The organism is Vibrio sp. 1874, from assembly GCF_033344395.1.
GTDB classification, from domain to species: Bacteria; Pseudomonadota; Gammaproteobacteria; order Enterobacterales; family Vibrionaceae; genus Vibrio; species Vibrio alginolyticus.
Window position 1 is genome coordinate 186,709 of record NZ_JAWPOR010000002.1, and the last position, 25,650, is coordinate 212,358.

The 25,650-nt window shown below is 43.9% G+C and carries 18 protein-coding genes; 7 read left to right on the top strand and 11 right to left on the bottom strand.

The features are described 5' to 3' along the window. Positions 1-46: 46 nt before the first annotated feature. On the bottom strand, positions 47-1,564 hold the full coding sequence (locus tag R8N46_RS04875; RefSeq protein WP_115386495.1) for a phospholipase D family protein: 1,518 nt from the start codon (positions 1,562-1,564) through the stop codon (positions 47-49). 518 nt (positions 1,565-2,082) lie between these two features. On the opposite strand from R8N46_RS04875, the gene R8N46_RS04880 reads away from it, so the two are divergent. From R8N46_RS04880 to R8N46_RS04900, 5 genes are all read left to right on the top strand, one after another. Further along, the gene (locus R8N46_RS04880) at positions 2,083-3,240 is read left to right on the top strand and encodes an efflux RND transporter periplasmic adaptor subunit (protein WP_005387110.1); all 1,158 of its coding nucleotides are present in this window, start codon (positions 2,083-2,085) and stop codon (positions 3,238-3,240) included. A 13-nt stretch (positions 3,241-3,253) separates the two neighbouring features. Beyond that, on the top strand, positions 3,254-6,412 hold the full coding sequence (locus R8N46_RS04885) for an efflux RND transporter permease subunit (RefSeq protein ID WP_115386496.1): 3,159 nt from the start codon (positions 3,254-3,256) through the stop codon (positions 6,410-6,412). 324 nt (positions 6,413-6,736) lie between these two features. Next, on the top strand, positions 6,737-7,003 hold the full coding sequence (locus R8N46_RS04890; protein ID WP_005373876.1) for a hypothetical protein: 267 nt from the start codon (positions 6,737-6,739) through the stop codon (positions 7,001-7,003). 395 nt (positions 7,004-7,398) lie between these two features. Then, positions 7,399-8,247: a DNAase gene (locus tag R8N46_RS04895; RefSeq protein ID WP_318098367.1), complete on the top strand. Its 849-nt coding sequence runs from the start codon at positions 7,399-7,401 to the stop codon at positions 8,245-8,247. A gap of 170 nt (positions 8,248-8,417) precedes the next feature. Beyond that, positions 8,418-9,257 carry a DNAase gene (locus R8N46_RS04900; RefSeq protein WP_213972249.1) on the top strand — a complete coding sequence of 280 codons (840 nt, stop codon included), beginning with the start codon at positions 8,418-8,420 and terminating at the stop codon, positions 9,255-9,257. Between the two features lie 507 nt (positions 9,258-9,764). On the opposite strand, the gene R8N46_RS04905 is transcribed toward R8N46_RS04900, so the two are convergent. The 9 genes from R8N46_RS04905 to R8N46_RS04945 all read right to left on the bottom strand — a co-directional run bounded on the left by R8N46_RS04905 (position 9,765) and on the right by R8N46_RS04945 (position 20,287). After that, complete coding sequence (locus R8N46_RS04905; protein WP_115386498.1) at positions 9,765-12,866, bottom strand: efflux RND transporter permease subunit; 3,102 nt, start codon at positions 12,864-12,866, stop codon at positions 9,765-9,767. Then, positions 12,863-14,191, bottom strand: coding sequence for an efflux RND transporter periplasmic adaptor subunit (locus tag R8N46_RS04910; RefSeq protein ID WP_115386499.1), 1,329 nt, complete (start codon positions 14,189-14,191; stop codon positions 12,863-12,865). Before R8N46_RS04910 ends, R8N46_RS04905 begins: the two co-directional genes overlap by 4 nt. Next, a complete protein-coding gene (locus R8N46_RS04915) occupies positions 14,178-14,834 on the bottom strand; it encodes a TetR/AcrR family transcriptional regulator (RefSeq protein WP_021707693.1) in 657 nt (218 codons plus the stop codon). The genes R8N46_RS04910 and R8N46_RS04915 overlap by 14 nt, the downstream gene beginning before the upstream one ends. 192 nt (positions 14,835-15,026) lie before the next feature. Continuing rightward, positions 15,027-15,686, bottom strand: a complete 660-nt coding sequence (locus R8N46_RS04920; protein ID WP_005373864.1) for an HAD family hydrolase — start codon at positions 15,684-15,686, stop codon at positions 15,027-15,029. Positions 15,687-15,688: 2 nt separating this feature from the next. Beyond that, complete coding sequence (locus tag R8N46_RS04925) at positions 15,689-16,708, bottom strand: ABC transporter ATP-binding protein (RefSeq protein WP_005373862.1); 1,020 nt, start codon at positions 16,706-16,708, stop codon at positions 15,689-15,691. Next, positions 16,705-17,493 carry an ABC transporter permease gene (locus tag R8N46_RS04930; RefSeq protein ID WP_115386500.1) on the bottom strand — a complete coding sequence of 263 codons (789 nt, stop codon included), beginning with the start codon at positions 17,491-17,493 and terminating at the stop codon, positions 16,705-16,707. The genes R8N46_RS04925 and R8N46_RS04930 overlap by 4 nt, the downstream gene beginning before the upstream one ends. 2 nt (positions 17,494-17,495) lie before the next feature. Next, positions 17,496-18,386, bottom strand: coding sequence for an ABC transporter permease (locus R8N46_RS04935; RefSeq protein WP_115386501.1), 891 nt, complete (start codon positions 18,384-18,386; stop codon positions 17,496-17,498). Then, positions 18,383-19,207 carry an alkaline phosphatase family protein gene (locus R8N46_RS04940; protein ID WP_005373854.1) on the bottom strand — a complete coding sequence of 275 codons (825 nt, stop codon included), beginning with the start codon at positions 19,205-19,207 and terminating at the stop codon, positions 18,383-18,385. Before R8N46_RS04940 ends, R8N46_RS04935 begins: the two co-directional genes overlap by 4 nt. Positions 19,208-19,219: 12 nt before the next feature. Then, the gene (locus R8N46_RS04945) at positions 19,220-20,287 is read right to left on the bottom strand and encodes an ABC transporter substrate-binding protein (RefSeq protein ID WP_005373851.1); all 1,068 of its coding nucleotides are present in this window, start codon (positions 20,285-20,287) and stop codon (positions 19,220-19,222) included. A 210-nt stretch (positions 20,288-20,497) separates the two neighbouring features. On the opposite strand from R8N46_RS04945, the gene R8N46_RS04950 reads away from it, so the two are divergent. Beyond that, positions 20,498-21,226 (top strand): UTRA domain-containing protein, encoded by a 729-nt coding sequence (locus R8N46_RS04950; RefSeq protein WP_115386502.1) that lies wholly within the window; start codon positions 20,498-20,500, stop codon positions 21,224-21,226. A gap of 62 nt (positions 21,227-21,288) precedes the next feature. Here the strand turns inward: R8N46_RS04950 and R8N46_RS04955 are convergent, their stop codons facing one another. After that, the gene (locus R8N46_RS04955) at positions 21,289-22,875 is read right to left on the bottom strand and encodes a BCCT family transporter (RefSeq protein WP_005373846.1); all 1,587 of its coding nucleotides are present in this window, start codon (positions 22,873-22,875) and stop codon (positions 21,289-21,291) included. 303 nt (positions 22,876-23,178) lie between these two features. On the opposite strand from R8N46_RS04955, the gene R8N46_RS04960 reads away from it, so the two are divergent. Beyond that, the gene (locus R8N46_RS04960) at positions 23,179-25,587 is read left to right on the top strand and encodes a beta-mannosidase (RefSeq protein WP_115386504.1); all 2,409 of its coding nucleotides are present in this window, start codon (positions 23,179-23,181) and stop codon (positions 25,585-25,587) included. Positions 25,588-25,650 lie beyond the last annotated feature (63 nt).

Here is a 25,650-nt window from a genome sequence, read left to right on the forward strand (position 1 = left end):
CCATTTTGTTTCGCTTTACTGGGTAGGTTTGCAGTATTGGCAACTGTTATAGCTGATCTTCAATTGGTAATATTCCGGAGAACCAAGCACCCATTTTTCGCCATACTCCTGCTTCTGGTTCGGACTTGTATTCTTCGCCTGTTTTTACGTCGGTCCAGACAATGTCCCCGTCGCGCAGAGTTAAGGCATAGGCGTTACTCGACAGTTGACTCGGCAGTTGTTCTAGAAACATTTGCACATATTCTGGCTGTTCGATAACAACGGCCATTTCGGTATTCAAAGCGGCCGAACGTGGGTCCCAGTTCATCGAACCAACGAAAAGTGTTTTGTTATCAATCGTCATTGCTTTAGCGTGTAAACTTGCTCTGCTACTCCCCGTGAGGCTCCACTTACTTTTGAGTTTCGCGCTCGCTTTTACTTCCCAAAGCTTTATTCCAGCTTCGAGTAATTCTTTTCGATATTTTGCGTACCAACCATGCACGGCAAACACATCGTTAGACGCGAGGCTATTGGTCACAATCGTGATATCAACGCCTCGCTTGGCCGCGTTACTTAATGCTTGAGTACCTACTTCAGTTGGAACGAAATAGGGAGAGATGAGCACAAATGAATCCTCAACACTTTTAACCAGTTCCGACAAATTATCAATAAGTTGGCTCTCTCGGGTTGCGACTTTATCGGGCAGATCAAACCATACTTTCGCTTCTCCCCAGTAGAGCTTGAGTTTGCCTTGTTTTAGATCTTGGTACATATCCAGTTGTGTGAAGTCATAGCGGCCGGTTGAAAACTTTTCCTCTAACCGGAGTTTATTGACCTGCTTTTGAATCGCTTGGTCGGTAATTTGCTGTGAATTCGGTGTAATCCATTCCATTGGTATCGCATAGGCGCTATTCCAGTAGAGGTCGAACTGATCGGCAGTTTGTTGTACCGCCTCACCATAGAGCAGAAGATCAAAATCACCAAACTCAACTTGCGATTCAAAAGAGAAGTATTCATTGCCGATATTTCTACCACCGACTATAGCGGAAACACTGTCTGCAATCAGAGACTTATTGTGCATACGACGATTAAGGCGTTCAAAATCGCTAGCAAGAGCGAACCAACGGGAGTCGCGATACTGATGCGGGTTAAATAAGCGGATTTCTATATTAGGATGTGCATTGAGGGCAGCCATCACATCGTCGTTTCGCTTTTGCATATCGTCAAGCAACAGCCTTACTCGAACACCACGCTTTGCCGCTTCATACAAGCGCCACGTTATTAGCTGACTCGTTTCGTCACCACGGTAAATATAGTATTGAAGATCAAGGCTTTTCTGGGCGGACTCGATCAAAGAGGTTCGAGCAAGAAGGGCATCGTGTCCCTGATTTAACGGTGCAAAGCCAGTTATGGACTTAGGGTCTCTCCCGTAAGCGTCAAAGTACTGCGCAAGAACAGAATCCTTTTGATAACCGAGCTGAAAGCTGGTGGACTTTTCACTGGCGTCATTCAACGATACGGATGAGCATGCCGATAAAAGAGTGAGCAGCGAGGGGAAGAGCAACTTGGCGAGTGTTTGTAACAAAGCACATTTCCTTGTCTTACAGAGTGTTACCTACTCCAAATTATAGACTTAAGCTGACGCCACATGCACCCAGAACCGTTTGATAACGAGCGATTAATCAATGAATTGCCATAGAGCCTGCACTAAGTTCAACTTTTAGAGCGCAGATAATCATTTATTTTAATTATCATTATGGCCGTATTGGTCATAATCACTAATATCTGGTGATTATGACCAATAGCACACTGGATAAAATAATGGTTTTTATATAACCATATGATTTTTAATAAATAAATGCTTGGCATGTCATTTGCTATTTAGAATACAAGTTAAGTCAGAGCAACTTGCGCAGTTGGTTAATTTTTTGTTAATTTTATTAACTTTGAATTGGCAATAACTATCTAGTTCGCTGCTTAAAAGACTAGGCAAGCGCCGCTTTGATGTTTATTCAAATTCAATTCTCTCACCACCATGCTTACCGGGAGCAATGGACTGAATAAAAGTGTGGTGTTGAAAACAACAATAAAAAAGGATTTTCGATGTTAGCAAAACCCATATTACGTTGGCTTTTACCCTTCGTCGTCGTTGGAGGCTCTTATGCAGGATATGCTGCAATTGCCGCAACTGCGCCGGAAAAAGAGTCAACCAAAGATGCAATTACAGAACCTACTGTTCAGGCTTCTTCTCTTTTTCCTACCGATCACAAAGTGGTGATTACCAGTCACGGTGAATTAGTCCCTTTTGAAAAAACACACCTTTCCGCGCAAGTTAGTGGTGAAGTTACGAGTTGGCACCCGAATTTTGTGACGGGTGGCATCGTAAAACGAGGAGAGGTTCTTTTCACAATTGAAAGTGACAATTACGAAGCGTCGGTTTTACAAGCTGAAGCCGATTTAGCTAGTGCACGCGCAAACTTGATTGAGGAACAAGCGAAAGCCGAAGTGGCAAAACGTCAGGCCAAGAGACTGAGCGATAAGCAAGTGACGGATCTGTATTTACGCAAACCTCACGTTTTGAGCGCACAAGCCCAAGTGAAGTCGGCTCAAGCGGCACTCAAACGAGCAAAAAGAGAGTTAGAAAATTGCAAAGTCGTTGCACCTTACGATGCGCTGGTTGTTGAGCGTGATATTGGTGTTGGTCAATTTGTTACATCTGGTTCTCGAGTTGCCACGTTAAACAACATCGAAGTGGCAGAGGTGCACGTACCCATTGCCGGTTTTGATAGTGCATTTTTACCCGAATCCATTGGTGAACTCACTGCGACAGTGACGCAGCAAGGTGTGTTTTCTACCACTAGAGAAGGTCGAGTAGTTCGTGATTTAGGCATGATTGATAGCGCTACCCGAATGATTAACATGGTCATTCAAATCGCGGACCCATACGGTGTCGATAACCAGCAGCCTCCAATTAAATTCGGCTCCTACGTTGAAGTGAGCTTCACTGGTAAGGAACTTAAGCATATCTACCGCTTGCCACAGGAATTAGTAAAAAATCGTACCGTGTGGGTAGTGAATGGCGATAATCAACTTCAACCCAGAACTGTCACGGTTTTGAGAGCAGAAGGTGAGTTTTTGCTGGTGGGCGAAGGTTTAGAGCAAAGTGATAAGTTGGTACTGACCTTGCCCGAGTACCCTCAAAAAGGCATGGCGGTACAAATCGCAAAAAAGAGTGACGACTCCGAAACCGTCGTACAGTAAGTAGGAGTTTGTCATGGAAGATACTAAACAAAAGGGCTTAATTGCCTATTTTGCGAATAACCCCGTCGCTGCCAACCTTTTGATGGTGTTCATCATTATCATGGGTGTGGTGAGCTTTCTCTTTATTCAAAGGCAGATGTTTCCAAATATTGAGGTGAACTACATTGATGTTCGTGCGACTTATCCTGGCGCTTCTCCTCAAGAGATAGAAGAGAGTATTCTCGTTAAGGTCGAGGAATCGATTAAAGACGTCACCGGGATTAAAAAAGCAGTCTCAACGGCCTCTAGAGGTAGCGCGTATGTTTCTATCGAGGTAGACGTTAATGCCGATATCAAGCGTGTCTTAGATGATGTAAATCAACGTATTGATACCTTGTCTAACTTACCAGCGGGTATGGAACCAATCAATGTTTACCAAGTTGAATGGCGCCAAGATGTAATCGAAATGGGATTAGTCGGGGACCGACCGCTCGAGGAGCTTAAACCGATTGCTAAGCAAATCGAAGATGAATTACTTCAGTTAGAAAACGTCATGCTGGTGTATCTGAGTGCGCCAGAAGAAGAAATAGCGATTGAAGTTGACCCACTTGTTCTTCGTAAATACGACCTGACGTTGAGCGATATCAGCAGCGCGATCAGCCGTTACTCAGCCAACTTTTCTGCGGGCGAAGTAAAAACAAACTCAGGGATGATTGCAGTAAGGATTGAAAACCAATACTACCGTGGTGATGAGTTTAGAAATATTCCTGTAAAGCTTGGCGCAAATGGTGCAAAGGTTCTGTTGCAAGATATTGCCACAATAAAAGATGGCTTTACGGAAGAAGAGCGCTACTTTGAATACTCAGGTCAGAATGCGATCTACATGTCTGTTGAAGCAACTCGTGACCAGAACATTATCCCTGTTGCACAGTCCGTTCGTAATTATATTGAAGCAAAAAACAAGACATTACCGCAGGATGTTAAGCTCAAAGTCTTAGTTGATACGACTTATTATTTAAATGGGCGTCTCGACATGATGTTGAAAAACTTGCTGCAAGGCGCTGCATTAGTCGCGATTATGCTGACCATTTTCCTACGTTTCCGCTTGGCTATGTGGGTAATGATTGGGCTACCTGTCTGTTTTCTCGGTGCCGTAATGATGATGCCTGCATTAGGGATCACGGTAAACATCGTGTCTCTTTTTGCCTTCATTATGGTGCTCGGTATTGTAGTTGATGACGCCATCGTGATGGGAGAGAGCGCTTACAGCGAAATTGAAGAAAAAGGCGGTGGCGTCGAAAACGTGGTTCGTGGTGTAAAACGTGTTGCCACACCAGCCACTTTCGGTGTGTTAACCACAATTGCTGTGTTTGCCCCTTTCTTGTTGTCTAGCGGTATTGATAGTGCCTTCTTTTATGGTATCGCGGGGGTCGTGATTCTTTGTTTGATCTTCAGTTTGATTGAATCGAAGCTGATCCTTCCTGCACACCTTGCGCATACTCATTTTAAGCCAGTTAAACCAGGTGGTTGGCGTGACCGATTTAACCAACGTTTTTTTGGTTTTGTAAATGGTCCATATCGGAACTTTGTAACAACATGCACCCATTGGCGCTGGACAGTGTTTGCGGTGTTCTGTGGTTTACTGCTGATCAGCGCGGCTTTGATCAACGCGAATTATGTTCGGGTGATCCCTAACCCTAAAGTGCCGACTGACTATCCTGCGATCACTATTGAAATGAATGATACCGTTTCAAGTGAGCAGACAATCAGTGCACTCAAGACTATTGAACGTGTCATGCAAAAGATCGAATCTGAGACCATTGCAGAACATGGTCAAGGAATGATTCGTGATGTGCTGTCGTACAACAGAAGCCGCACCGAAGGTCGTGTATTAGTACCTCTGGTTGATGAAGAGTTACGCCCGTTCAATACATTTGAACTGGCTCGACGTTGGCGTGAAGCTATGCCTGTTATTCCAGGTATGAAGAGCATCAAAATCCGTGAGCAGAGTGCGGGTGGTGGTGACAGAGATGAGTTTGGTTACTTGTTGTTTGGTTCTAACATCAATGAGCTCAACGAGGCTGGGCGTTACTTGATAGAGCGTTTACAGCAGGAAGAAGGGTTATATGATATTTCATCTTCTATTGATTCTGGAAGCAAAGAAGTACTCCTGTCTCTTGCGCCTGTAGCGTACGATCTCGGTCTGGATCTCACCATGATCGCAGAGCAAGTTGGTGGCAGCTTTTATGGTGGCGAAGCACAGCGCATTATTCGTGATGGTGAAGAAATTAAAGTTATGGTGCGTTACCCGCAATTGACGCGTGAAGCATTCTCATCATTGCGTTACGCTGTGATTACCACACCAGCAGGTAAGAAGGTCATGCTAGGTGATGTGGTGAAGATCAACGAGCAGCCGGGCGTGAGTAGCATTCGACGTGAAGGCGGGTATCAAACCGTTTATGTCTATGGTTCGATAGACGAAGAATTGGTTGAACCTCAAGAAATCGTGAAGGTCATTGACGACAATATCTTACCGGATATGAAGCAAGCGTTCTCGAGTGTGAAAACAGAATTGGGTGGTGATATTGAAGAGCAGGCTGCGCAGCGTAATGAACAGATTTTGTTCTTTATTGCAGGCATGATCATCGTCTACATCTTGTTAGCTGTACCGTTAAAAAGTTATACCCAACCTTTGATTGTAATGTCCGTCATTCCGTTTAGTCTGACGGGGGCGATTTGGGGCCATTTCTGGCTAGGTTTAGACATCAGTATGATGTCGACATTTGGTTTGATCGCCGCTGCTGGCGTGGTTATCAACGACTCTCTGGTTATGACAGATTACGTAAACCAAGTGAGAGAAAAGGGTATGAACATCAAACAAGCGGTTGTTGAGGCGGGTTGTGCTCGTTTTCGAGCTATCACGCTCACCTCAATAACGACGTTTGCGGGTGTATTGCCGATAATGTTTGAAACGAGTTTGCAGGCGCGTTTTGTCATACCGATGGCTGTCGCTTTGGGCTTTGCGGTGTTGTACGCAACGGTTCTGACTTTAGTGTTGGTGCCTTGTTTGTATTTAATGCTTGAAGATATTAAAAATATTTTCAGATCGATTAAGAGGTTTATCCATCGTTTGATTAATCGTTTCAGAAAGTCGCCAGTGACGTCGAGCGTTGAAGCAAGCGTATCGAGTTAACAAGCTTGATGTTAACGATTAGGAGCAGCCTTCGGGCTGCTTTTTTGTTTCCGCATTTTGATTCAAAGTGATTTTTTAGTGGGCAGTTACGTAATTATCTGATGAGAAAACTGCCTGACAAAGCATTTCTAATATATATGTTTCTAATGTTTTAAATTCGCATGGTTAATTTGACACTTGGTTAGCGAAATTTACCAGACGAAGATAACGTTGAATATGAGTTTTTATTTAAGTTGTTGAAAAATAACAAAATAAAAGTTGGCATCATATGTGCAATATATGAATTGTAATTAAAATTAACTGCTAATCCTCAAGGAGCTTATTATGAAAAGCGTATTTCTATCTACTCTAAGTCTTATTGCTGTAATGTCATCACCAATCGCTGCTGCTAACACTTTAGACAAAGAGGAGTGGAGCTCAGATTTACGTCAGGACTTTTCTGAAATGAAACATGAAGCTATAGCAGATATTCAGCAAATGAACATGGATGCCATTCACGCACGTGATGAGCGTATCGTGAAAAACATTAAAGATGAGCAAGAACAGTTAGTAAAGGTAACGTGCCACAAAGAGAAAGCAAGCAAGTCATAAACGCCGATAAAAGAGACTAACAGACGAAAATGAATCCAATACGAGTTCGGTGTTAGTTAGCAGTAAGCACTGACCTTGTTGCTCTACTTGCCAGCCTTTTAAGGCTGGCTTTTTTGTTTCTCATTTCATGGGTAGGGATCAGATCCTCAAGCTCATTATCAATAGTTGGCGTGTTTGATGAGCTATTGCTGGATGGAGCGGATGTAACTTTTAAAAGTGTAGATTTCAGTAAAGTGGAGGTGATGTTAGATATTTAAAATTTAGAAAAGATCCGATCTCCTTTTTGACCTTCATAATACCTTAGTATGTGGCTTACCTTTACTTGAATTAGAACTCATATTGCAGGCTCTCGTTTAAAGGTATTGATGCATATTTGAAGAGTAAGAGATAGACATATGAGTTTTATTAAAATGTGTAAAGATGGTTTTAGAGGAAAGCCGGATTTCTCTGACTTATTACATAATGCGTTCCAGATAGATGACTTAGTGCTGTTATTTGAGTGTCCGAACAACATATATGAAGGACATGTATACCAGGATCTTGTTAATTTAGAACAGTTCGATGTTGAATCAAAAATAGAGAGGCATGAAAGGTTTGTAAAGTTAGCTACGGTATATTTTTTGTTTCAGAAGAAAATATTAAACCCTTTGCTTCCTATTAACAAACAAGGTGGATTATATATTAGGCTACGGGTTAAATCTACTGGAGAAGATATTGATAATATTAGTCAATTGTCCTCATTTTTAGAGAGAGAATATTATGATTTTTATCATGCCCCGGAGCAAAGTGAAGGCTCTATGAGGGGGTATCATACAGACTTGATGAAAGAATTGACTAAGCGTGCGAATAAACAATGGGGAGAAATTCCAGAAAGTGAAAACCGAAAAAGAGAAAAAGAAGAATATTTAATTAGAGGTTTCTTAAGTGGTTATCCACCAATAAAGTGTGAGATAGTTGAAGTTGGAAAAAACAAATACTCAAAATACTCAGAAGGTAATCTTAAGTATAAGAGTGAATTACGAAGAGTATACAATTTACCCATAAAAAATGAATTCTACCTGAGCATCGAGTTTTGGTATAAGTACGAATCGATGTTTGCTAAGCAGAAGTTTTTAGATTGGGTGAGAAGTGCGGATGAAACCTTTGAAAAAAAAGTATTGGAATTACTGGATTTGTCTCCGCTCATCGACTCGTATACAGCCAAAGCAGTAAAGGGATTGAACGAAAAAACTAAGGCTGAGTAACACAGCGTCAGTGTCAAGAAAAGCTAGCAAAGTATGTAACCATGAGAGAAAAATGAATCAAATTGGATGTCTATTTACCTTTGTACGCCATGGCGCATATAAAGCCAATGGATTTAGTATAGAGCTTATCACAAATATCAATACATATTTAAATAACAAGAGATATGAATATGAATTTTATCAAAATCTTTAAAGATGGGTTTAGAGGGAAACCAGATTTTGCACACTTGTTACATAATGTATTCCAGATAGATGACTTAGTACTATCATTTGAATGTCCGAACAATATATATGGAGGTCATGTATACCAAGATTTTATTGAATTACAACGATTCAATATTGATTCAAAAGTAGAGCGGCATGAAAAGTTTATAAACTTTGCCACGATTTATTTCTCTTTTCAAAATAAAATAATAAATCCACTGTTACCAATCAATAAACAAGGTGGTTTATATATTCGGTTAAGGATTAAATCTTCAGATAAATATATTACTAGTGTTAATGAACTATCTTCATTTATAGAGAAAGAGTACGTGGATTTTTATCATGCTGTAGAGTCACCTGACGGCTCTCGAAAAGGTGATCATACAGAGTTGATGAATGATGCCATTGCGTACGCAAATCATCGTTGGGGAATGGACCCGATTAACGAAGAAAAAAAGAGAGCGAAAGAAGAGTTCCTTGTAGGAGAGTTTCTTCGTGGTTACCCTCCAATCAAATGCCAAGATATCAAGATTGGTGAAAATACATTTTCAAAATATGTAGAAGGAAATTTGGAATATAAAAAAGACTATCGAAGAGTGTACAATTTGCCTATCAAAAATGAGTTTTACTTTAGTATTGAATTTTTATATGAAATCGAGCCTATGTTTGCTCAAAAAAAGTTTTTAGATTGGGTAAGACACGCGGATGAAATCTTTGAAAAAAATGTTTTAGAGTTGCTAGCACTGTCTCCGCTTATTGATTCACATACTACCTCCAAATCCGAAAGGTTGACAAAAAAAAGTTGATCCAGAGCGTTCATACTTAACTTAAAGAAAAAAGCCCGCGAAGAATGCTTTCACGGGCGAAAAAAGGGCACCAAATTGGGTGTCTATTCATTTTGGAGGTGGTCGAACGTCCATATAAAACTGACAATAGGCTTGGTGAGAGGCTTACCACCAGCGCGACCAACGAGGCTAAAGTTAACATTGTTGTAATGATTGTTAAAATGTTAATTCTTCAATCAATGTTTTCATTATCGTGAGTTTAAATTGTGAATGTGTTGCCTACGTGTATTTTTACTCTGTGAAATGCCGTTTTTGACAATAAAACATATTATAAATCTTGTGTTGGTTATTTGATTCGGTTATATAAAACTCAACATACTTAATTCTTAACTGTTCATATTCACACTTAATGCGATACAATAACCCTCTGTTTGTTAAGTGATTGTGTGTTTTTTAACGTATTGGTATTGAACAAAAAGCGATCTAAGCCGCTCTTGTTCATTTTGATAAGTTTACTTATCAGTCGTTTTAGATTTCTTCGTGTTTATGAACTAGGCCGAAGTCAGCTAAAATGGCATACGCAGCAGGGATCATAAACAACACCAGCAGAGTGGATGCGAAAATACCAAACACGATGGAGATAACCAGTGGTTGGATAACCTGTGCTTGCAAACTGGTTTCAGTCAGTAACGGAAGCAAACCTGCTGCAGTGGTCATTGATGTTAGGAATACTGCTCTAAAGCGTTCCCGACTGGCTTTGACTACTGAGTCATGTACATTATCCCCTTCATCCACATGATGGCGTATGTACTGAACTAACAGAATCGAGTCATTCACCACAATCCCTGCTAATGAGACGAAGCCCATCATACTTGGCATACTTAATGAGTGACCGAGTAGGATGTGTCCCCATACCACGCCAATAAAGGCGAGGGGAATCGCAAGCATGACCACGAATGGTTCCAAATAACTGCGGAATTGGTAACTCAGAATCGCAAACACGCCAAACAAACCAAGCAAGAAGCCTTTACCCATTGATGCCCCAGTTTCAGCGGTATCTTTGGCTTCGCCTTCAAAATCAAAGCGAAGACCAGGATACTTTTGCATAAGCTTTGGCGCTTCATCTTGTTGGAACTGACGAATAATGGCGGTTGAGTTGGCTTTCGTATTATCGATATCGCCAAATACGCTCACAGTCCGCAAGCCATCAATGCGTTGGATTCTTACGTAATTACGTTGGAAATCCAAAGTCGCAATGGTCGCGAGGGGGATTTGACTGCCGTCGGACAAGATAATTGGGAAGTTTGCCAATTGCTGTAAGTCACCGGCTTGCGCTTTATCGAGGCGAACTTCGATGGAAATGTTTTCTACCCCAACTTGGATTTCGTCTGCGGTTTGGCCAAAGAAAGCCGCACGCAATTGATTGGCGATGAGCTGGCCGTTAATCCCATACGCTTCCGCACCCGGACGCAGTTTAACCAAGACTTCTTCTTTACCCATGCGCATGTCATCCAACACGCCATGGACACCGTCAAACTCATTCAAGTATTGCTGAATGTCGATAGAGGCTGCTTTGAGCGCATCCAGATCATCATGTTTCGCTCGAATTTCAATCGCTCGTCCACCCGGCCCCATGGTCGGTTGTTTAAATACCAGCGAGATAGGATCGGCAAGTTCACCAATGTCTTCGCGCCATGCATCGATAAATTCATCGATGAGTGTGTTACGACTCTCGGCGCCCAGCAAATCCAGACGTACCGTGGCAATGTGAGGGCCAGATTCGTTCGCGTCGGCGTTAGCATTGAATTGACTGGTGATGTGCAGAACCAATGGATTGCCGTCTTCCACTTTCTCTGTCCATTCTTTATCTAGCTTTTGAGCGGAAGCGACGATCTTATCGACGACGGCTTCCGTTTGAGACAGAGAAGAACCCGGAGGAAGAATAATGCGCGCTTCTGCAATGTCGCCATCCAACTCAGGGAAGGGTTGGAACTTGAGTAAACCACCTACTAACGTGGCTGCGGAGATAAGAAGTAATGCAACCACACCACCCATAAAGGCATAGCGATACTCGACCACCTTATCGACTGCGTTAACCAAGGTGGTGTTGCGGAAGTTTTCAAAAGAAGCGAGCAGCTTTTGTTTGAACTTCGGTGTCTTTCGCTCTTGCTTTTGTTTATGCAGTGAATGAGAAAGGTGGTTAGGTAGGATCAAGAAGGCTTCCACCAAACTCAAACTCAGTACGAGGATCAGAACTTGAGGTACCGCTTTAAGTACCGCACCCATTTCACCTTGCAAAAATAACAAGCTACCGAAAATACACACCGTAGTTAAAAAGGAAGAGATGACCCCTGGCAGTACCTTTTTCACGCCTTTGATAACGGCATCATCGATCTCTTCTCCTCGGTCGAGGTGAGCGGCAATCGATTCGGCAATAACGATGGCATCATCCATCATGATACCGATGGCCATGAGTAACCCGACCAAAGACATGATGTTGATGGACAGGTCAAGTTGCGCCATCAAAAATAAGCCACCTAAGAAGGCTACGGGCAAACCAGCTGCGACCCAAAAAGAGTAGCGAAAACTAAAGAACAACCACATGGTGGCGAAAACCAGAATGATACCTTGCCAACCGTTTTTGACCATCATGGTCAGGCGATCCCAAAGCACAGATGAAAGGTCATTGGTCATTTGTAGCATCACACCGTCTGGCGCGATAGCTTGTTGTTCTTCGACAAATTGAGCAACCCGTTCCTTGATACGCAGTGCGTCATCTTCTTTGTTTTTGCTGACTTTTAGTAGGGCAGAAGGGTGACCATCGAAGAGGACTTTCTGTTCGTCCAATTCAAACCGGTCGGTAATCGTCGCAATATCTCTTAGACGGATGATTGAGCCATTTGTACCAGAGCCCACGACGATAGTCTCAAGCTCTTCCGGCGTCACGCGTCGTTCGTCAAAGCGGATCAGAAAGTTCTTATCTGGCGTTTCGACATTACCACTTGGCAACTTGACGTTTTGACGACCAATCTGCTCCGCAATATCACCAACACTCAAACCAAGTTGTCGGATAGCTTGAGTGTCTAACTCTACTCGGTATTGGTGGTCAGAGAAGCCAGCAACTTCAACCAAAGAGACATCGTAATCGATTTTTAACGTGCGTTTAAGCTGTTCGGCATACGCTTTTAGCTCTGGCCATGTGGTATCTGCGGTGATCGCGACATCCACAACTGGCTCGTTCCAATCGAGCTCTTGTACCACAGGAGATTCAATCTCTTGCGGGAAGTCATTAATCGAGTTGATCTGAGTTTGAACGTCGACCAGCATGCGCCCGATGTCGGCTTCTTCATTTAGTTTTAAGATAAGACGCGCAGAGCCTTCAATCGCTTCACATTGCGTTTCTTCAATGTTAGCAAGGCCATCAACAGCATCTTCCATTCGGACACAGATACTCTCTTCGACTTCTTGCGGGGAAGCGCCGGGGTAAACCACACCAGCTAGGATGTAGGGCGGATCAAACTCAGGAAAAGTTTCACGCTTAATCGTGGAAAGTGAAGAAATCCCCAATATCAGCAGCGTTAGCATCAGCAAGTTGGCTGCTGTTGGATGCTTGGCGAAGAATCGGATCATGAATCAGACTCCTCAATAGCCGTTTCTGACTGGTCAGGTGACTCTTTCAATAGCATGCCGTTAATCGCAGGGAGCAAATCGTTGATGATCAGCTTCTGACCTTGCTCTAGTTCACCATCGATCACCACTTGGTTATTGCGGCGATATAACACTTCAACCGTGACGACTTGCAGACGGTTGTCATCTCCCATCAGGTAAATCTTATCGCCATGAAGCGCACGCTCTGGGATGACCCAACTCGGGTTCTCTTGTCCCTCAATCAAGGCACGCACAAACATGCCGTTCACCAATGGAGGCGCAGACGTTGGGTTTAATGCACGGTAGTCTTGTTCAATTTCCAGAATCACACCGGCAGTCGCTTGGCTTGGATCAACCGTTTCACTGATGCGTGCAACTTTCGCAGGCCAGCTTGCAGAGAGGTTACCGCTGCTGAGTTCAATGTTGGCATGAATTGCATTCATATCAGGTTGTGGAATACCAGATTCATCGCGGACAAACTCACCGATGCTCGCCGCCAAAGTTTGCATGTCATGAATGGATAGTTGAGCTTCCACTTCCATGACATCAATACCATGTCCTGTCACCATGGTTTGTTGGAGGTTAACCACTTGCTTTTTCTCAATTTCTACGTCAGCAATACGCAAATCGTAAGGAAGCGTGATGATGGTTTTATCAAGCGAGCGTTCGGCCTCATCCACTTTTGATGCATTAACTTTAACTAGGGCTTCCGCGACTCGTTTCTCATCCGGCATCAAACCAATTTGATTTTCAATATCCAGTACTAACTTACGTTGAGAGAGCGCGCTTTGCTCTTGCTGATCTACATCCGATTGCGAGGTTAAGCCTTTCTTACGTAGGTTTTGTTTACGGTCTAACTCTTTGTTGGCGATAACCAGACGGTTGGCTTCTATCTTGAGTGTGCTTTTGAGATTCGCTTCTTCTTGGTTCAGCTTAGCCAGAGAGGTTTGGGCAGATTTGAGATCGGCTTGAGCTTGAACCAGTTTCAGTTCGTAATCGAGTGGGTCGATTCGCAAGATTTCTGTCCCTGCTTGCAACACTTGTCCTTTTTCCAGCTGCGGATGGCGGTAGACCACTTTCCCCGTCACTTCGGCTATCGCTTTCCATTCCACTTTTGGGGCGATCTTGCCAAACCCTATGGCTACTGGAGCAATGGCTTTGAGCTCAAGTGGAATCGTCTCGACCAACCGTGCACGATCTCCAGCGGGTTTTACGGGCAAATCTGGTTTGAGGCTAATCGCCAAAAACAGAATGACGACCCCCACCGCAAGAGCAGGAAAGAACAGCAGCTTTTTATTTATCTTCATATTGGTCGCCCGAGTCTAAAAATCCATGTTTCATCAGTTGTATGTTGTGTTCGAATAATCGGTTCAAGAAGGCTTCAGAAAGTTCAATGCCATGAATGGCGAGCAGTGCTGGTGGTGCCATAAAAGGAAATACCATCAAGCTGATGTAAGAGACGCGACAAAGTTGAGGGTCGGCGTCTTTTCGTAAAACGCCACTGTCGATCAACTTATCAAAGATCACGCCTTGCATTGGCTTGCTGATATCTGCGAAGACTTTTTCGAGCAGTTTGCGTTGGGTTTCCGATGGGGGCATATTCATAACTTGGGCAACTAAGCGTGGGAACTGTGGTACCTTGATCATTTCGCGGTAGTAGGTGCGCATTAGATCGAGAAAGTTTTGCTCGTTACTGTTGGATACCAACGTCTGCATCTGCTTTTGCATCGGTGACAGTGTTTCGCGCAACATGGTCTCGAACAAGCCTTCTTTGTTGCCAAAGTAGTAACGAATCATCGCCACGTTCACGCCTGCTTTCTGCGCGACTAGGCGAGTAGAGACCTTGTCATAAGCCATAATGGTGAAGAGTTCGCGCGCGTGGAAAATCAGTTTTTCCCGTGCGTCGATATTATCTGTGGGTCTTCCCGCCCTTCGATGCGCTTCCGTCACAATCTTCTCTCAAAATATTAAACATTTGATTAATTATAAGACGCTGATTTCTCATGCGACATGTGAAAAATTAATCAGTATTTAATCAAGTGATTAATTTGTGATGAAGAGAAGTAAAAAAGAGCAGAAAGAACTGCTCTTTGAACAAATAGAAAAGTATTTACTTAGGAAGAACGGCCTTTTGAGGCTAGATCACCCCCAACTTAACACACTCCAATTCGGTCTGTTGGCGTGTTCTTTTAGTTGTGGGCATGGATTTACCAGATAAGCGTAGTTCGCGTATTCACAAAGCGGTAAATCGTTGATTGAATCGGTATAGAAATGGATTTCGGAATAAGGCTCAGGCTGATTTTCTAGCCACTGTTTTAATCGCGTGACTTTGCCTTCACGATAACTCGGAATACCGTCGATTTCAGCAGTATAACGGTTGTTTTTCTCGATTAAATCAATTCCGAGTGCGGTTGGAATATTAAGACGGCGACCAACGGCTTCCACCAAAAAAGTGACGCTGGCAGAGATGATAACCATATCTATACCATCACGAGACAGTTGCTCAATCAGGGTTTTGGCTTGAGGAAACTGTTTAGCCAGAATATGGCTTTCAACACATTCTTCAACCAAGGCGTTTACTTCTTCAATCGGCATGTTTTCTAGTGGCTTCATGGAGAACGCTAGGTAATCTTCCATGTCCATTTTGCCTTCAGAGTACAAGGCCATTAGACGCTGATCTTCCATAATAAATAAAGGATCAGTCGCGATGCCTCTATCAACCATAAACTCGTTCCAAATCATTGCGCAGTCAGCGTTTATTAGGGTTTCATCCATATCAAAAACATACAAAGGTTTGGACATGTTTAGGCTCTCACTGGTTGAATTTCGTTTAGGTTAAAGAGTAGCTCTAGTTGGCTGCCATTCGCTAGTAAGCGTTCTGAAGAGCGGTTAAGCAAGTCAACAGTGAGCTCACACTCTTCAACGTTCACTTGATAGCGAATAACATTACCTAGAAGCTGGTGGTTGGTGATCGTACCTACTTGTGGCGCTGAGATGTGGCTATCATATTGACGACCTTGCTCTTTTACATATATAGACTCTGGGCGAATCGCTACTTTCCATTCGGTATCAATGTTGAAGAGTTGCTTGGCTTTATTGGCCTCTACAAGGTTGTAGTGCCCCATGAAACCGGCCACAAACTCGTTAGCAGGATGAGTATAAATTTCTTCAGGTGTTCCTGCTTGAACAATTTCCCCTTTACTCATTAGGAAGATACGATCAGACATAATCATCGCCTCTTCTTGGTCATGAGTTACGAAGATAGTGGTGAGATTCATCTCTTTCTGAATGTCTCGGATTTGCTGACGAAGGTGTTTGCGGATTTTGGCATCAAGCGCAGAAAGTGGCTCATCAAGCAATAATATGCGAGGTTTCACCACCAACGCTCGAGCGAGTGCGACACGCTGGCGCTGACCGCCAGAAAGTTGATGCGGATAGTGTTTTTCTTTACCTGCCAGATCCACCAGTTTGATGACTTTAGCCACTTCACGTCGAATATCATCATTCGCAAGCTTTTTCATTTTTAAGCCAAATGCAATGTTGCCTTCGACGGTCATATTGGGAAACAGCGCATACGATTGAAAGACCATCCCAATACCACGCTCTTGCGGGACTTGATGCGTGATATCTTCTCCGTTTACCCAAATCTCGCCTCCATCGACAGGGTTAAGCCCAGCAAGGCTGCGAAGTAGTGTCGATTTACCACAACCGCTAGGGCCCAAAAGCGTAATGAATTCACCTTGCTCGATGTTAAAGTGAATGTCCTCAAATACGGTGTTATCACCAAAACGTTTAGTCAGATTTTTCGCTGTTACGTAGCTCATTGTTTGACTCCTCGGCTGAAACGACTTGCCAACCAAGTCAGTAAAAAAATAAATAGGAAGTAGGTCATCACTAAGGCAGACGTAAAGTGGCCGCTCGTCTGACGCATGTTATACAAGTAGATTTGCAGGGTTTCATAACGTGTGCCGACTAAAATATTGGCGAACACAAACTCTCCCAATAGAAATGAAAATGAAAGGAAAAGCGATGCCATCAGTCCTTTTTTGAGGTTAGGTAAAATGACCATCAAAAACGCTTTGGTTGTGCTTGCTCCTAGCAAGTGTGCAGCGTCCATTAAATCGTTAAGGTTAATTGCTTCGAAGCTATTAGAAATCGCACGATACATGAACGGTAACGCGATGGTGAAGTAAGTACCTACTAGAATCCAAGGAGTACCGATAAGGGAGATTTCACTGTCAGCATAAAGTTGAAGCAAGCCGACGGAGGACACCACTGGTGGTACAGCGAATGGTAGCAAAATCAATACGTTCATGAGCTTATCGAGCTTCGGAAAGTAGTAAAACACCACGAATATCGCTGGCAGAACCAGAATCACACTGAGGGTTAGCGAAGCAATACAAATAAACAGCGAACGCCCAAACGCTTGCAAAAAGCGTGGGTCGGTCAGCAATTTAACGTACCAATCAAAAGTGAAACCATCTGGAAGCACCGTGGCGCCCCAGCGTGATGAAAGCGAATAGACAAAGGTCGCTAAAATCGGGATGAGCATGATCCCAACAATGGAATAAACCACTGTTTTATGGAATCGAGTATTAACGTTGTGCATGACTACTTCCTACCTGCATAGCTTTTCGAAATGAGCCATTGGTTAATCAATGTGATAAAGGCAAGTAACACCATTAGAATCACCGAAATTGCAGCGGCGAGATTAGGTTCAAGGAACAGGTCTCCCGATACCAGACTCGCAATTCGAATGGTGATGACGTTATAGTTACCGGAGGTCAACGCATAAACACTCGCATATGCGCCGATTGCGTTGGCTATTAAGATAATAAAGGTACCGAATAAGGCTGGTGAGAGCACTGGCAGCGCGATTTTCGCCCAATACTGTGATGTTTTGGCTCCCAGTAGCGCAGCAGCTGTTTGCCAATCATCACTCAACGCATCGAACGCAGGGTAGAGCAACAACACCGCCAGCGGGATTTGGAAGTAGATGTAAATGGCCAGCAGACCCCATTTACCATAAAGGTCGAAATCACCGAGTAAGCCATACTGCTTGAGCAAAAGGGTAATCGCCCCATTGGTGCCCAAAATAATGATAAAAGCGAATGACAGAGGTACGCCTGCAAAGTTGCTGCTCATGTTCGTAAACGCAATCACACCGTCGCGGACTTTAGAATCGACTCTGCGTAGAGAAGAGACCAACAGAGTCGCAATGGCTAAGCCAAAAATGCTCGACCATACAGCTAACCACAAACTGTTGCCAAACGCCTGCATCATAAAGGCGGAGTCGAGCACTTCAATGTAGTTATCGAAGGCAAACTCGCCATCGTAGATAAAGCTGTTTAACAGTACCCAAATCATCGGTGCGAGTTGAAATAGGTAGAAAAACAGCGCGAAAGGCACCAACCAAATGGCTGGCTTAAAGCGCTTTAACCAAGTACTTGCCAAATTTGAGCGTGATTCGCTGGAGCTTGGGGAGAGGACTGAACTGCTCATAGTGCTAACAATTCCTGAGTGTATGGCTTCGTGTGGTCAAGGTTTAGCAATTGACAAACGGTGCCACAAATATCAGTTTGCTTAATATGACAATCTTGATGGGTAAACTTATCACCAATGACAAACAGGGGAACTTCTCGCTCTTCAGGTAAAATCCCACCGTGAGAAAGATCGTTGTTCATGCCATGATCGCTAGTCACAATGATTTGATACCCATCAGCAAGCCATTGATCGATGTAGTTGGAAAGAATAATGTCTGCACCTCGCGCACAATTGCGGTATTGGCGAGAGTCTAGGCCAAACTTATGTCCTGTATCGTCGATATTCATCGGATGGATCAGTAAGAAATCAGGTTGATAGTTGCGGCGTAAATACTCTGCGTCCAGGAACAAGGCTTCATCAGGATAATGATCCCAATGGTAAAAGCAGCCGTGCTGGATATTCAGGGTTTCATCATGCGTGAAACGATCGCGAACAGGTTCAAACGGCGCGCGATTATAAAGCTCACTTACCCAGTGGTAGGCAGCCGCAGCGGTCACTTTTCCTTGGGCTTTTGCCAAACTGAAAATGGAATCGTGTTTGGATAGACGAACGATATTGTTGTTTACGATGCCGCTTTCTACAGGGCGAACGCCCGTTAAAATGCACTCATAAAGTGGGCGAGACATAGAGGGCAGCTCACACTGCACAGGATAAAGCGTTGCGCGAGTTTCTTGTTGGGAACGACTTTGTTCTAGAAGACCATTGAGGTAGCCCATGCAATCACGGGCTACCTGATAGTTCAGTCCATCTAGAACAACAAGGATGACCTTATTGCTCATAACGACTTACTCTTATTGCTGGTGGATTAAGACACTTTCTTGCCATTGACGTGGCAGCTTACGTGCGGACTTTTCCCAAGCTGAGAAGTCAGTCACTGGGTGAACATTGCTGTATTGGTCATTAGCAATTAGCTTGTCTTGCACTGCTTGAGGCAGTGTGATGTTGGTGCGGATTGGACGCGCATAACCTTCTGCTAAGTTGATTTGCCCTTGATCGCTGAAGATGTATTCACGAGCAAGCTTTGCTGCATTAGGGTTCTTCGCGTATTTATTGATTATGGTTGTATAACCAGAAATCACAGAGCCATCTTGAGGAATGCTCACTGTAAAGCGGTCGCGGTCAATTTTGTCGCGGTAGTTCAATGCATTGAAGTCCCACATGATCGCCACTTCCACTTCGCCTTTTTCTAGGTTGGCGATGTTCGGATCGGTAAATGAAAGACGACCTTGCTTCGCGAGTTCAGAAAAGAATTTGAGCGCAGGCTTGAGGTTGGATTCGTCCCCACCGTTGGCGAACGCTGCGGCGAGAACCGCGTTGTTTGCCTGTGCTGCTACGCCTACGTCACCTACGGTCACTTTGTAGTCGCCTTTTAATAGGTCATCCCACGTTTTTGGCGCGTCTTTTACGAGGTTATTGTTGGAGATAAAAGAAATAGTGCCAGTGTAAGCAAGTGCCCAATGACCATCTTCGTCTTTTGCCCAATCTGGGATGTCATTCCAAGTTGTTGGTTTATATGGCTGAGTGACGCCTTTTTTAACCGCTACACGTGCGAAGGCAAAGCCTACGTCACCAATGTCTGCGGTCGCGTTTTTTTTCTCAGCTTCGAATTTTGCGATTTCTTGAGCCGAGCTCATATCCGTGTCTTGGTGCTTAAGGTTGTAATTTGACTTTAAATCAGCCCAAGTGTCTTTCCAGTTTGCCCAACTGTCAGGCATACCCACACTGTAAACCGCCCCTTCTTTTTGTGCTGCTGCTACCAAAGATTCAATATCGGCTTCTTTCGCTACTGTTGGCGTAGCGAGCGTTACCGCAATGATTGCCGCTGGTGCGGTAATTGAACGACTTAGCAAAGTTTTCATTGTCTCCATCCTTCTGGACTAGGTCAGTAAGTTCGCTTTGTATGCTATGGATGGAATGTGACGATTTAGCGCAAGTAATTTGACAGTTTTGCTGATTTTATATGGCACTTATATTTCATACGTTCAGTATGTGTTCTGTTGATTAATGTCATATTTTTGTTACGTAAACGCCTTATGTTATTCGTCAAATTATCCTTGGACTAGATCAGAATGAGAGCGACAGGCACCGGACAATTTGGTACCCAATTAGGAAAAATTAGAAGCAGCTTAAAACAGCAGATTCTTTCCGGCATCATGTCGGAAGGACAAAAACTGCCGTCAGAGAGAGAGCTCAGTGAGCTGTTTTCTACAACTCGAATCACTATCAAAGATGCGTTGGTGTCTTTAGAAACGGAAGGTCTTATTTATCGAGAAGAGCGCCGGGGTTGGTATGTATCTCCTGAGCGTATCTGTTACAACCCGTTGTCTCGTTCTCACTTCCATCAGATGATTCGAGAGCAGCATCGTATTGCAGAAACTAAGTTACTCAACGTGCGAAGTGAAATGGCCGCAGGTGAGTATGCCAAATCGTTAGAGGTGGAGCGAATTACCCCAATTTATGTAATTGAACGGTTACGTTTTATTGATGGGCGAGCGGTATTGTTTGTTGAGAACGTGCTCAAAGCGGCACTGTTTGAGGGTATATTGTCTGAGAACCTCACCATGTCCCTGACGGGCATTTATCGTGAGAAGTATGGTTACGAGACAAAGCGCTCTCGTTTTGATGTGATTCCCACGTCAGCTCCTGCTCATGTCGCTAAGGCGTTGAACCTAGTTGAAGGACAACCCGTTCTGAAAATTCGGCGGGTAAACTACAAACAAGATGGGCATTTAATGGACTGCGAATTCGAGTATTGGCGTCCAGACGCAGTGATGATTCGCATTGATAGCGTAGGATAAAGCGCAGAATTAAAAAGAGCCCAATGAAGGGCTCTTTTTCGCATATTGGTTAGAGAGGCGGTTTAAACGAGGCCTTGCTCTTTCGCCATTCTGCTTGCAATGCCGGGTGCTTTCCAAATGCTTGGCAGCAAAATGAAAGACACAGGTACGGCGGTAATCACAATGAAAGACTGCAATGCAGAAATACCACCAGAGCCCATTGAGATAAGCGCAATAGCGACAATACCCATAATCAGCCCCCAGAACGAGCGAATCACTGCGTTTGGTTCTGTTGAGCCCGTCATCACTACACTGATTGTGTAAGTCATCGAGTCACCCGTCGTCACGATAAATGTTGTCGTTAAGATCAGGAAAAGAACCGAAATGATCATTGGGTAAGGTAATTCACCAGTAATCGCTAGCAGTGCTGCAGGCAAGTTAAAGCCTTCAAACGCAGATGAAATCAAACCAGGGTTATCAAGTTCAAACGCAAGGCCACTGCCACCAACGATACTAAACCAGAAGCAAGTAATCAGCGGTGCCGCGATGCTAATAGACATGATTAATTGGCGAATTGTACGACCACGAGAGATACGAGCAATAAAGATCGCCATCATTGGGCCATAACCGATAAACCAACCCCAGAAGAATACTGTCCACCAACTTAGCCAGCCCGTATCACCACGGTAAAGTGCCATAGGGAAGAAGTTATCCACCATACGACCAACGCCTTGCACGTAGCCATCAACGATAAAGCTTGTCGGCCCGAAGAACAGGATGTAACCAATTAATAGTACAGACAAAATGATGTTGTAACGACTGACGATTTGAATACCCTTGCTCAAACCGCTCAGTGCGGAAAGGGTATACATCAGGATCGCCGCCATAATAACCATACTTTGCGTTACGAACGTATCTGGCAGGCCAAACAATGAGTTTAGCGCGTAGCTAATTTGTAAACCTAAGAAGCCGATAGGACCGATGGTTCCTGCTGCTACTGCAATGATGCTACATGCGTCAGCAACATCACCAATCCAGCCTTTAATGGCTTTATCACCAAACACAGGGTAAAGCAGAGTACGCGGCTTAAGAGGCAGGCCTTTATCGTAATGCAAGTGCATTAAGACAATGGAAGATAGACCACCAAGGATCGCCCAAGCTAAGAAGCCCCAGTGCATAAAAGACTGAGATAGGGCATTGATTGCGGCAGTTTTCGGTGAGGCTTCCCCGTATAGAGGCGGAGCAGTCACAAAGTGCGCGATAGGCTCAGCTGCGGCCCAGAACACACCACCACCTGCAAGTAGAGTACAGAGTACGATTGACAACCACTTAAAGTTATCAATATCAGGTTTCGCTAGACCACCTAGGCGCACATAACCAGTGCGACCAAACGCAAGAGCCAAACCAATTAGGAAATTCAGAAGAAGCAGTACTTGCCAGTAAGCTCCGAAATATTTAGTAGCAAAGCCGAAGCCGGTGTTAACCATTGCGGTTAGAGAGTCGGTATTCGTTAGAGCAAGTAAAACGAATAGAGTGAGGAAGCTACCACTTAACCAAAAGACAGGATTGGTGAGTTCGAGGCGCTTGAGTAAAGATGGGGGATGAATAGCAGAATAGTCAGCATCCTGAATAGGCGCTGTGTGGGAGGCGGCATTCGTCATATTTGACATAATTACTTCGCTTTTTAGGGCTATGAAGCCGTGCATTTCCCCTCACATCGTTTCAACGAAAAGTGTGAGGATGTTCAAAAAGCCGATGATGTTAACATGTCGAAGTTGCAAATATAACCTTAGATTTCGATTAATTTTTAACAGGTTAGTCAAGTTGCTGATTTTTGGGTAGAGATCAAAAGAAAGAGTTTTTACGTGAAATGCACCGCATTTCGTATGTAATTAACATTTCCCTTATTTTTGCATGGGATTATCAGGATTACATTGAGAAAACATGTTTTTCCCAAGCTAAGGTTTAACTCAATGGCTCACTTCGAACTTAACGGGCAGTGGATGCTTACCTCGCCACAGCGTCCCGATCTTGAAATTCCGATGTTTATTCCGGGCGATAATGTGTCGGCGCTTTTACAAGCAGAGCAGATTCCAGATCCTTATTTTGCCGATAATGAAAACAAAGTTCGATGGATTGAAGAGTGTGAGTGGCATATCTCACGTGAGTTTGAAGTCGACGCGTTTACGTTGTCTGCCAAGCAAATTTGGATGACGCTAACTCGTCTCGATACCTTGGCAACCTTCTATGTTAATGGTGAGTTAGCACTAACTTGCAGCAACATGTTTACCCAGCAACGTGTGGATATTAAACCGCATTTAAAGCAAGGTACTAACACGATTCGGGTTGAGTTTGCTCGGGTGGATTTAGAAGGTATCGCAAGAGCAAAAAAATTGCCATTTCCTATTCCATCGGCAATGGGCAACAACCAAATTCCACACATGAACTTGATCCGCAAAACACAATGCCATTCCGGATGGGACTGGGGCATTTGCTTGATGGTATCGGGTATTTACGACCCCATTCAAATCGACATTGTGAATGAGCTTTGGCTCAAAGGCTTCTCGACAGAGCAGCAATGGCAAGCCGATGGGAGTGTGTTTCTTGATGTAGTAGTTGAAGTGGAAACGGACAGTCAACGCCATGAAATGATGGTTGAATTTAATGGTGAGCGTCAATGTATTCAAACAAAAGGAAGTGGTCACTATCATTGCCAGTTCCACATTTTGGAGCCTCAACGCTGGTGGCCATCGGGTTATGGCGAAGCGTATCTCTATCCCATTACCATTTCTTGCAGAGAGCAAAAGTTAACGCACAACATTGGTTTGCGTCAGTTAACCCTAAATAACCAAGCTGATGAGCACGGCTCTGCAATGGAATTTATCGTCAATGGCGTACCGATTAATGCTAAAGGTGCCAACTGGATCCCTATTGACGCAATGCCGGGGCGAGAGTACGAAACACGTTATCGCAACCTTTTGCAAAGTGCGGTTGACGCCAACATGAACATGATTCGCGTATGGGGCGGTGGTCAGTACGAGAGTGAAACCTTTTATAACCTTTGTGATGAACTTGGCTTGTTGGTGTGGCAAGACATGATGTTCGCCTGCTCGTTGTACCCATCAAACGACGAGTTTTTAAAAGAGGTAGAAGAAGAACTTAGATTCCAAATCCCGAGGCTCAAGGAGCACCCATCAATCGCACTTTGGTGTGGTGACAATGAAGTGATTGGAGCTATTGGTTGGTATGACGAATCTAAGCGCAGTAAAGTCAAATACACGGTTAACTACGATCGCCTCAACCGCATGATTGAGAAGGAGATTACCGAGCAAGATAGCACTCGCCGTTTCTGGCCAAGTTCCCCATGTAATGGTGAACTGGATTTCGGTGATGCGTGGCATGATGATAGTAAAGGCGATATGCACTTTTGGGACGTTTGGCATTCAGGAAAATCATTCAGTGCCTACCTTGACGTGAATCCTCGTTTTTGCTCTGAGTTTGGTTTTCAATCTTGGCCATCTTTTGCTGAAGTTAAGCGGTTTGTCCCTGAGCAAGACTGGAATATTACATCCCCAACTTTCGAACAACATCAGAAGAACCTTCGAGGTAATAGTATTATCACAGAGATGTTCACGCGCTATTTTCGTTTTCCCTCTGGATTCGAGAGCATGCTGTATTTAAGTCAAGTTCAGCAGGCAATCGCGATCAAAACTGCATGCGATCATTGGCGTGCCATTTCTCCAGTTTGTCGCGGCATGCTGTACTGGCAACTCAACGACAATTGGCCTGTCAGTTCTTGGTCTAGTTTGGAATACAGTGGTCGATGGAAGCAGTTGCACTACCATGCGAAGCGATTTTTTGCGCCACAGTATTTGGTATTTTCCGAGCATACAGGCAAGTTGAGCCTACATTTGCTCAATGATGCCAAAGAGTCCGCAAGCGTCAACGTACTGCTTAAGTGGGTAGATTGGCAAGGGGAAGAAAAGCAATGTTGGAGCTTAGAACAAACAGTCATAGCAGACAGCAATACGATTTTGTGGCAATTGGATGAATCGATCGAGAAGGACGAACTTACGTCAGGCTTCTTCTATGTTGAAGCGCAAATCGGTGAAGACAGAATAAGCAACACATGGTTTAGTACTCACGAGCTAAAAACCTTGCCGATAGCGAAAGCCAATATAGGTGTCTCTATTGAAGGGAGGAAAATTACATTGATTGCGGATAAGCCTGCGTTTTTTGTTCATTTGGAGAGTGATGCTGATGGAAGATTCAGTGACTCCAGTTTTACTCTGTTGGTCAACGTTCCAATGACGGTTGAGTATTTAGGTGATGATGTTTCAGGTATGCAGCAGTCGTTGAGGGTATGCCACCTTAATGATTAAAGCGGGCATAGAACATCTACATGCTGATAACTAAAAAGGGAGCGTTTGCTCCCTTTTTAGTTA